The organism is Gordonia aichiensis NBRC 108223, from assembly GCF_000332975.1.
GTDB classification, from domain to species: Bacteria; Actinomycetota; Actinomycetes; order Mycobacteriales; family Mycobacteriaceae; genus Gordonia; species Gordonia aichiensis.
The window spans coordinates 1-7424 of sequence record NZ_BANR01000009.1 but is presented as its reverse complement, the minus strand read 5'-3'; the positions used below and the strand labels follow the sequence as shown (position 1 = coordinate 7424).

At 64.0% G+C, this 7424-nt stretch carries 12 protein-coding genes; all 12 read left to right on the top strand.

Annotated elements, in window-relative coordinates; translation table 11 throughout:
- Nucleotides 1–14: 14 nt before the first annotated feature.
- The 12 genes from GOACH_RS24500 to GOACH_RS11715 all read left to right on the top strand — a co-directional run bounded on the left by GOACH_RS24500 (nucleotide 15) and on the right by GOACH_RS11715 (nucleotide 5851).
- Nucleotides 15–266 (top strand): DUF6011 domain-containing protein, encoded by a 252-nt coding sequence (locus tag GOACH_RS24500; protein WP_005174837.1) that lies wholly within the window; start codon nucleotides 15–17, stop codon nucleotides 264–266.
- Nucleotides 263–547 carry a DUF2742 domain-containing protein gene (locus GOACH_RS11765; protein ID WP_005174835.1) on the top strand — a complete coding sequence of 95 codons (285 nt, stop codon included), beginning with the start codon at nucleotides 263–265 and terminating at the stop codon, nucleotides 545–547. Before GOACH_RS24500 ends, GOACH_RS11765 begins: the two co-directional genes overlap by 4 nt.
- A complete protein-coding gene (locus GOACH_RS11760) occupies nucleotides 544–1788 on the top strand; it encodes a winged helix-turn-helix domain-containing protein (protein WP_005174833.1) in 1245 nt (414 codons plus the stop codon). The genes GOACH_RS11765 and GOACH_RS11760 overlap by 4 nt, the downstream gene beginning before the upstream one ends.
- Nucleotides 1789–1990: 202 nt before the next feature.
- Nucleotides 1991–2401 (top strand): hypothetical protein, encoded by a 411-nt coding sequence (locus GOACH_RS11755; protein ID WP_005174831.1) that lies wholly within the window; start codon nucleotides 1991–1993, stop codon nucleotides 2399–2401.
- On the top strand, nucleotides 2398–2697 hold the full coding sequence (locus tag GOACH_RS11750; protein WP_005174829.1) for a WhiB family transcriptional regulator: 300 nt from the start codon (nucleotides 2398–2400) through the stop codon (nucleotides 2695–2697). The genes GOACH_RS11755 and GOACH_RS11750 overlap by 4 nt, the downstream gene beginning before the upstream one ends.
- Nucleotides 2694–2873, top strand: a complete 180-nt coding sequence (locus tag GOACH_RS11745; protein WP_005174827.1) for a hypothetical protein — start codon at nucleotides 2694–2696, stop codon at nucleotides 2871–2873. The genes GOACH_RS11750 and GOACH_RS11745 overlap by 4 nt, the downstream gene beginning before the upstream one ends.
- On the top strand, nucleotides 2870–3145 hold the full coding sequence (locus GOACH_RS11740; RefSeq protein ID WP_005174825.1) for a hypothetical protein: 276 nt from the start codon (nucleotides 2870–2872) through the stop codon (nucleotides 3143–3145). Before GOACH_RS11745 ends, GOACH_RS11740 begins: the two co-directional genes overlap by 4 nt.
- Nucleotides 3135–3530 carry a helix-turn-helix domain-containing protein gene (locus tag GOACH_RS11735; RefSeq protein ID WP_005174822.1) on the top strand — a complete coding sequence of 132 codons (396 nt, stop codon included), beginning with the start codon at nucleotides 3135–3137 and terminating at the stop codon, nucleotides 3528–3530. The genes GOACH_RS11740 and GOACH_RS11735 overlap by 11 nt, the downstream gene beginning before the upstream one ends.
- 2 nt (nucleotides 3531–3532) lie before the next feature.
- On the top strand, nucleotides 3533–4084 hold the full coding sequence (locus GOACH_RS11730; RefSeq protein WP_005174820.1) for a hypothetical protein: 552 nt from the start codon (nucleotides 3533–3535) through the stop codon (nucleotides 4082–4084).
- Between the two features lies 1 nt (nucleotide 4085).
- Nucleotides 4086–4463, top strand: a complete 378-nt coding sequence (locus tag GOACH_RS11725) for a capsid cement protein (protein ID WP_005174819.1) — start codon at nucleotides 4086–4088, stop codon at nucleotides 4461–4463.
- 13 nt (nucleotides 4464–4476) lie between these two features.
- Complete coding sequence (locus tag GOACH_RS11720) at nucleotides 4477–5352, top strand: major capsid protein (protein WP_005174817.1); 876 nt, start codon at nucleotides 4477–4479, stop codon at nucleotides 5350–5352.
- 13 nt (nucleotides 5353–5365) lie between these two features.
- Nucleotides 5366–5851 (top strand): phage protease, encoded by a 486-nt coding sequence (locus GOACH_RS11715; protein ID WP_005174814.1) that lies wholly within the window; start codon nucleotides 5366–5368, stop codon nucleotides 5849–5851.
- Nucleotides 5852–7424: the final 1573 nt, after the last annotated feature.

Here is a 7424-nt window from a genome sequence, read left to right as displayed (position 1 = left end):
GGCGGCGATGTCGAATGATTGCAAAGAAAAACCCCGGCGGGCGGGCCGGGGAATCTCAAGCAGTCGAGTGGGTGCGCGACTACCTTGATTATAGCGAACCCCTCACCACTGAGGAGCGCTCTGAGGTCGCTGCCGTGTCTGTCGTCGTCGAACTCGGCTACCGGCCTGCCGTGCAATGCACGTCGTGCGGGTCGTGGCTCGTAGCTCCGAAATCCGTTGCGTTGCATCGTGGCCCAGTGTGCCGGAGCAAGGACGGTGACGCATGACGTCACTGACCTATGAGCGCGCAAACAATCTTCGATACAAGCTCATCGACGTCGAATTGCCCGAGGGTGTCGACCGGGCGATGTTCTGTGCGTTGCTGACTGCGGGTGTCCGTGGCTGTCTTGAGCAAGAGCTCGCCGCACTCGAGGACAATCGGAATGCGATGAAAGACGCGGCCCTGGCGATCTCGCAAGCTGCGGACTGGAATGCCGTCGCCAAGCGGCTTCGTGACCGTGACGCGGCAATTCGTTCCGGCGCTTTCATTGAGCGGGTGACCACATGAGCGTGCCCAATTTCTACGACACGCCCGAATTTGACGAGAACGGATTACCCTGTCAGACAGCGACTCTCGCTGACGTCCACGCGGCGTTCACCGACTGGCTCGGTGACGATTACGACACCGACGCGCTCGACGCGGTGCTCGCTGCTGCGGCTGTCGAGCAACTCGACGGAGACCCGCTCTGGTTGCTGCTAATCAGCGGGGCGGGCAATGCCAAGACCGAGACAGCCCAGGCGCTCGCCGGTGCCGGAGCAATCGTCACGTCCACGGTGTCCTCACCGGGCGCACTGCTGTCGGCGACGGCACAGAAGGACCGCGCCAAGGACGCGACGGGCGGACTCCTGCGCAAGATCGGTGACCGCGGCGTACTGGTCATCAAGGACGTCACGAGCATTCTTTCGATGAACAAGGACGCTCGCGCCGAGGTGCTCGCCGCGCTGCGCGAGGTCTACGACGGGCACTGGTCGCGCAACGTCGGTTCTGATGGTGGCCGCACGCTCGACTGGCATGGTCGCATCGTTGTCGTCGGAGCCGTCACGACCGCCTGGGACAAGGCGCACGCGGCCATCGCGTCAATGGGTGATCGGTTCGTGCTGGTGCGCATGGATTCCCGTTCTGGTCGCCAGAAGGCCGGCAGGCAGGCTATCGGCAACACCGGGCACGAGGCTGCGATGCGCGGTGACCTCGCTGATGTTGTGGCTGCGCTTCTGCGACGAGATCTCGTCGGCGTCGCACTCACCGAGGACGAGACCGACAAGGTTCTCGCCGCTGCCGATCTGGTGACGCTCGCGCGCACGGGTGTCGAGTTCGACTACCGCGGCGACGTCATTGACGCGCACGCGCCCGAGATGCCCACCCGATTCGCCAAGCAACTCGCGCAGGTGATGCGCGGCGCGGTCGCGCTCGGAATGGACCGCCAGCATGCCTTGCGGCTGGCGATTCGGTGCGCTCGTGACTCGATGCCTCCGCTGCGCCTGGCGATTGTCGACGACCTCGCTGCGCACCCAGGATCTTCTACGACCGAGGTTCGCAAGCGGCTGGATAAACCGCGCAACACCGTCGACCGCCAACTCCAGGCGCTGCACATGTTGGGAGTCCTCACCTGTGACGAGGAACAGCAAGGGGACATGCGCACCGTGTGGCGATACTTCCTCGCCGACGACATCGATCCGTCGTCCCTACTTGTGCCAGAAAAGTTAGTACCTGCGCGTAGGACTACTGGAAAGAGCGGTGATTCCAGGTGACTCCTACCCGCCCCTACTTACATATCTGGCACAACTCTCGGAGGCTCCCCCTCTGTGGCGCCTGCCGGTTCCCGATGAGTTTTGACGAGGACATCGAGCGCGGCCAGCACCTGACATGCGTGCCCATCGCCTGGCCTCGAGGCTCCGTGCAACGCGCCCGCATTCGACGACCATTCCACTTCCCGACGAAGGAGACACACTGATGAGCCAATCCCCAAGCCTCGCGACCGACATGTTGATTTACGCCGCGCTCGGAGTCGTCGACTGCCACTCATGGGTAATCGACGTGCTCTCCGATTATGGCGTTTGCGACGAGCACGAGATCGAAACTGATGCGCTCGGCGATGCTGTCGGCGACCTACACCGTGCGACGTACGAGTTTTCCCATTACAGCGACGGGCGTCCTATTCGGGCGACAGAAGTCATCGACACTGGCATTCACATTTCGCACGTGTTCCCGGCTGTTGTGGAGCACCGCGGCGAGCGTCTGCTATTCACCGACCGGCGTCTCCGCGACCCCGGCACACCCGACCGAGGTCATTTCAGGGTGTACGTCGACGACGCCGCGGCAACTATGCGTGTCGAGCTATACGGACCGCTGGAGGCGATATGAGCCGCAACGTGTCTCGTCGTGAGGGCGGCGTGGTTGATCTGCTCGAGGCGATACTGCGCGGCACCGCAGACCTGTCGGGTGCCGCGTGCGTCGGCTCGGCGGAACTCTTCGACCCGCGTGACCCGTATGAGGACGCCGCTGACACCCGGTACCGGCACGAGAACGCCGAAGCGTTGTGTCACCAGTGCCCGGTGCTCGAGCGGTGCCGGGACTGGGCGGCACAGCGGCGCACTGACGGCTCTGTCGTCGCTGCTCGCTCACCCCGCCTGCCTGGTCGACCACGGAGCGTCGCGTGAAGCGCTACGGGCGGACCGGTCCCGCCACAGTCATCGTCACGTCATCGCCAGCAGACGACTCCCGCCCGATCTGCCTTGCGATCGGACCCGACCGGTACGGGATGACCACAGAGGAAGCATACGAACTCGCGACCGTCCTGGCCGCTGCACTCGACGAACTCAGGAGACAAGCATGACTGACCAATTCCCCGACCAGGACGTGACGGCTGTACGCCGTAGCCTGCGCATCGAGCGTGCGGTGATCGGCGCGGTGCTGCACGGATACCGCGCCGACAATCACGGTTTCAACGCCGCGATCACCGATCTGTGGGTCACCGAGCAGGCGAGCGCCGTTGACATCAACGTCGCCCTGTTTTGGGCGTTGTCGCGCCTGCCTCGCAACGGTGAGGAACCCACACAGCTACAGGATCGGCTCGCGGTGCTCTATGGGGTGTCTGATGACGATTGAGAAGGTTTCCGGTGTGCTGCTCGATGCCTCCGACGCCGACTACCTCGCGCGGGCGATGAAACTACTCGCCGCGCTACTGGCCAAGCAAGGTTCACGTCCGTCGCCTCGGCTGGTCGACCTCGAACGCCGCCTTTCTCGCGCGAGTTCTGACGCGACACGCTCTACCACTGGCGGGTACGTCAGTGGCGCAAAGGATTCGGCGGATCGTGACGCATTGTCTGCCTATGAGTTCGTCGACACCGAACGCGCCGCAAACATCCTCGGATGCACCCCTGGCAACGTCCGAGACCTCGCGCGCCGCGGTCGGCTCCCCGCTGTACGTTCCGGCGGGCGGTGGCTATATCCAGCGGCAGCGGTGGTCGCCCGCGCCGAGCGACAGGGGTGACCGTGGCTGAGAAACGCATCACCGGCGTCGAGTTGGTGAAGGTAGGCACCTGGGAAGCTTCCACCGGACCGTGGACAGTGACCCGCGCCGACATCGCCGCCATGATCGACGCATTCACCGCGGGAGCCGTACGCAAACCCCCGATCAAACTCGGTCACACCGACGAACGATTCGACGGCACACCCAGTTTCGGATTCGTCGACAAACTACGCACAACCAGCAACGGCGACACTCTGGTCGGTGATCTCGTGATGCCGGCATGGTTGGCCGACGCCGCACCACTGCACTACCCGGACCGTTCCGTGGAAGCTGCCTACGACTTTCAGGACGGTGCCGGCACGGTGTGGCCGCTGGCTTTGACCGGCCTCGCACTGCTCGGCGAAGCCGCACCCGCCATCACGTCCCTTGATTCGCTACAGGATCTGGTTGCCGCGTCAGCCCGCAAACGTGTCGCCCTCACAACCACTGGTGCCGGATGGCCCGACACCGGTTACCGCACAACCATTCTCATCGCCGCGGCTCGACGTCGCCGCAACCAACGGAAGGTGCTCTAACATGTCGACCTCTATTCCCAACCCGCGCGTGTACGCGCCCGGTGGTGATGTCACCGCCCAGGCGACCGCCGCCATCACCGCACGCCGATTCGTCGCAATCTCAGGCAACCGCACCGCGGACGGCAACCTTGCAGTGGCACCCGCCGCCGCAGGTGCCCGCACATTCGGTGTCGCCAAGCACGACGCCAACAACGGAGAGCTCGTCGGTGTCGCACGTGACGGCGTTGTCAAAGTCACCGCAGGAGCAGCGATCGCCGCAGGCGCGGACGTCGAGGTCGGCACCGCGGGCCGCGTCATCACCGCCACCAGCGGCAAGGTCGTCGGCTACGCCGTCACCGCCGCCACCAACAACTCCGACGCCGAAATCGCGCTTCTCTGAGAGGAACTGACCCATGCCCAACGCTTTGATCCCCGAACTGACCGGGCGTCGACTGACCGTCGATGTCGCACTCAAACAGCCCAACCTCATCCGCAACCAGATCGCCAAGCTCGCCGACGAACAACTATTGCTGCCCAAGTTTTTCTCCAACCTCGGCGCACCTGTCACCGGAGGCGGCATGCTCTATTCGGTGGTGGCGGCGTCCGACTTCTACTCCACCGACGTCGAGAAGCGTTCCCCCGGCAGCGAATACCGGGTCGTCGAGGGTGTCGACCCCGAACCCAAACTCGCCGTCGTCGAGGACTGGGGCGGCAAGTTCCAGATCACCGACGAACAGATCAGCCGCAACGATGTCAGCTACCTAGACCAGCAGACCACGCAGCTGTCGAACACGATCGCCCGGAAACTCGACGTCGCCGCGATGGGCGCCATTGCCGACGCCACCATCGAAGCCGTCACCGGACACGACTGGTCGGATCTGGTTCTCGTCGGGCCCGAAACCCAACTCACCCCGTCCGGCTCCCGACCGACCGCCGACCTCTCGGCTGCACAGTTGGCCGCAGACCTCGAGGAACTCGGCGTCACCCACGACCTGTTGGTTGTACATCCGAACGAAGCGCACAGCCTGCGCGTCGCCTACGGTGACGGACTCGACGCCATGCTCAAGAGTGCAGGCGTGACGCTGTTCGCCAACCCGCGCGTCGCTGCCGGAACCGCGTGGGCAGTGCAGGCCGGTGCTGTGGGCACGGTCGGATTCGAAGCCCCACTGACCGTCGACAAGTGGGACGACCGCTCGACGCGCTCCACGTGGGTGCAGGCCTACTGTGTGCCCGCGTTCGCCGTCGACCGCCCCTACGCCGCCAAGAAGATCACCGGCCTCGCCGGATAAAGGAGACACGATCATGGCATTGACATTCACCGACGACCAGACCAGCCAACTGTTCGAACTGCTGGGCCTGCCCGCCGACACCGACCCCACCGACGCCGACGCGATACTCGCCGTCATCGACGACCTCGCCAAGCAAGCCGCCAACACCGGCGACAGCAAGGACACCAAGCCGTCTGCGGTCGCCGCTGCCGCGAAGCGTATCGGCATGGAAGTCATCGACAGCGACAGCCTCGCCGCGCTCCGCACCGAAGCCGCCGAAGGCCGACAGGTCAAAGCCGCTGCCGCGAAAGCCAAGATCGACGGCCAGGTCAACGATGCGATCCGAGCGGGCAAGATCACCCCCGCCCGACGTGACCACTGGGTCACACTCATCTCCGCAGACCCCGGTATGGCCGACGTTCTCGCCTCCGTCCCCGACGAGACCGCCGTCCCCCGAACCGAGATCGGACACTCCGCCGACACCGACGACCTGACCGACGCCGCAACCTGGTTCCGGTAACCCCCACAACGTTCGGCGCGTCAAACTCACCCTCGCTGTAGCTCCAGTTCCGGCAACGGGAATGCATGGCCGCGAGAGCCCCCGTCCCCACCAGTGGACTTTCCAGGCTCACAGACCGACCAGCGCGCCGACACCAGACCCCCGCAAACCCACCACGGGCGAGCGGGGGTCTACCCATCTCGAAGGGTCGCGTTTCAAACGCGACCCTTCCGAACTCTTCGCCGCCGACCCCCACCAAATATCCAGACACCCCCCACACCCTGACTGCCGAGGTAGTCAATCTTTTATTTTTTCGCAGGTCGCGGGGTGTTTTCGCCGAAGGACGTCCGCGAGCTTCGAGCCACCGCCCTGGCTCCGTTCCACCACTTTCGTGGCGTCACGAAAGTGGTGGGAGCGTAGGCATAAGGTCGCACGAGTTCAGGGCCGTCGCGCTTGAGTCGGGCGGTGATGGTGGCGCCAGACCCACTGTGCCGATTTTTCGCTCCAACCCCGTTCGCCGCTGGGATTTCCGCCCGCCGCACCCGCGCAATCTGCTCCGGCAACCGTGGTCACGATGACCATGCATGGATCAATCCCCACGAACGGGGCGCATCGAAAACTTCCGAAGATTCCGATCTCCTACCGACGTTCAGTCCCTCACGTACGGGGCGCACGTTGGTCTGCTTGTCAAGCAGGCCATCGCGGCTCGTTCAGTCCCTCACTCGCGGACTTCGAAGAGTTCGGAAGGGTCGCATTTGAAATGCGACCCTGGGCGCATTTTTCGGTGACGCCACCGAAAAGTCGGTCAGGGGTTCAGTCCCTCACGTACGGGGCGCATCACGAGCGCGTCGCTTACGAGCCGACCCTCGAGGCGGATTACTGGTCTAGGCCGGTCGAACCATCGGAGTACGAGCGTTACAACCGTCGAGACGAGCGCTGCTACTGGGACAACCTGCCATAGGTTCACGGTCACGGATTCTATGGCCCCGGCATTACCCGGCAGACCTCTTCCTAGGGCATTTTCTCCGGGGGAGAGAGAAATCTGACTACCTCGGCCAGTCAGGTGGTTCCCCCGGTCTCGATATTTTGGGGCTATTGTCCGTTTATGGCCTCGTGGTTTGAACTGACTGGAAACGATTGCGCGGCGTGTGGCGAGCCGGAGAAGCTCAAGCACATTCGGGTGAATGGCTCGGATGGTCTGCCGTATTTGGAGCAGACGAGTGGCCCGAGTTGTTTCATCACGTCCTGCGATGCCTATGTCACGTTCAGGGCTTCGGAGTAGGTCGTGGGCCTGCGTTGGGAAACTCTCAATGCAGCTACCGTTTGTATCGACACCCTACGGGTGGCCGCGCGTTGAACCCCATCCCGTTCGACCCACGACAACCATGCCCCTATCGCGTCCGGCCACGACTCCTAGCACCGTGCCCGATGGGCAGGTGTGATCGTCATGGCACCGGGTCTCGGTTCGCGAGGTCGGGACTGGTGGCCCTCGAGCACGGCGAGGGACTGGGCTACGTGCTGACCGCTGGTTTTCGTCGGGCTGGTCGGTGACGACGGGCACGCGGTTGGAGTGGTTGCGTGCGCTGAGTGCCCT

Coding starts and splice junctions, on each gene's coding strand:
- GOACH_RS24500 (WP_005174837.1), top strand. CDS start 15: ATGATTGCAAAGAAAAACCCCGGCGGGCGGGCCGGGGAATCTCAAGCA.
- GOACH_RS11765 (WP_005174835.1), top strand. CDS start 263: ATGACGTCACTGACCTATGAGCGCGCAAACAATCTTCGATACAAGCTC.
- GOACH_RS11760 (WP_005174833.1), top strand. CDS start 544: ATGAGCGTGCCCAATTTCTACGACACGCCCGAATTTGACGAGAACGGA.
- GOACH_RS11755 (WP_005174831.1), top strand. CDS start 1,991: ATGAGCCAATCCCCAAGCCTCGCGACCGACATGTTGATTTACGCCGCG.
- GOACH_RS11750 (WP_005174829.1), top strand. CDS start 2,398: ATGAGCCGCAACGTGTCTCGTCGTGAGGGCGGCGTGGTTGATCTGCTC.
- GOACH_RS11740 (WP_005174825.1), top strand. CDS start 2,870: ATGACTGACCAATTCCCCGACCAGGACGTGACGGCTGTACGCCGTAGC.
- GOACH_RS11735 (WP_005174822.1), top strand. CDS start 3,135: ATGACGATTGAGAAGGTTTCCGGTGTGCTGCTCGATGCCTCCGACGCC.
- GOACH_RS11725 (WP_005174819.1), top strand. CDS start 4,086: ATGTCGACCTCTATTCCCAACCCGCGCGTGTACGCGCCCGGTGGTGAT.
- GOACH_RS11720 (WP_005174817.1), top strand. CDS start 4,477: ATGCCCAACGCTTTGATCCCCGAACTGACCGGGCGTCGACTGACCGTC.
- GOACH_RS11715 (WP_005174814.1), top strand. CDS start 5,366: ATGGCATTGACATTCACCGACGACCAGACCAGCCAACTGTTCGAACTG.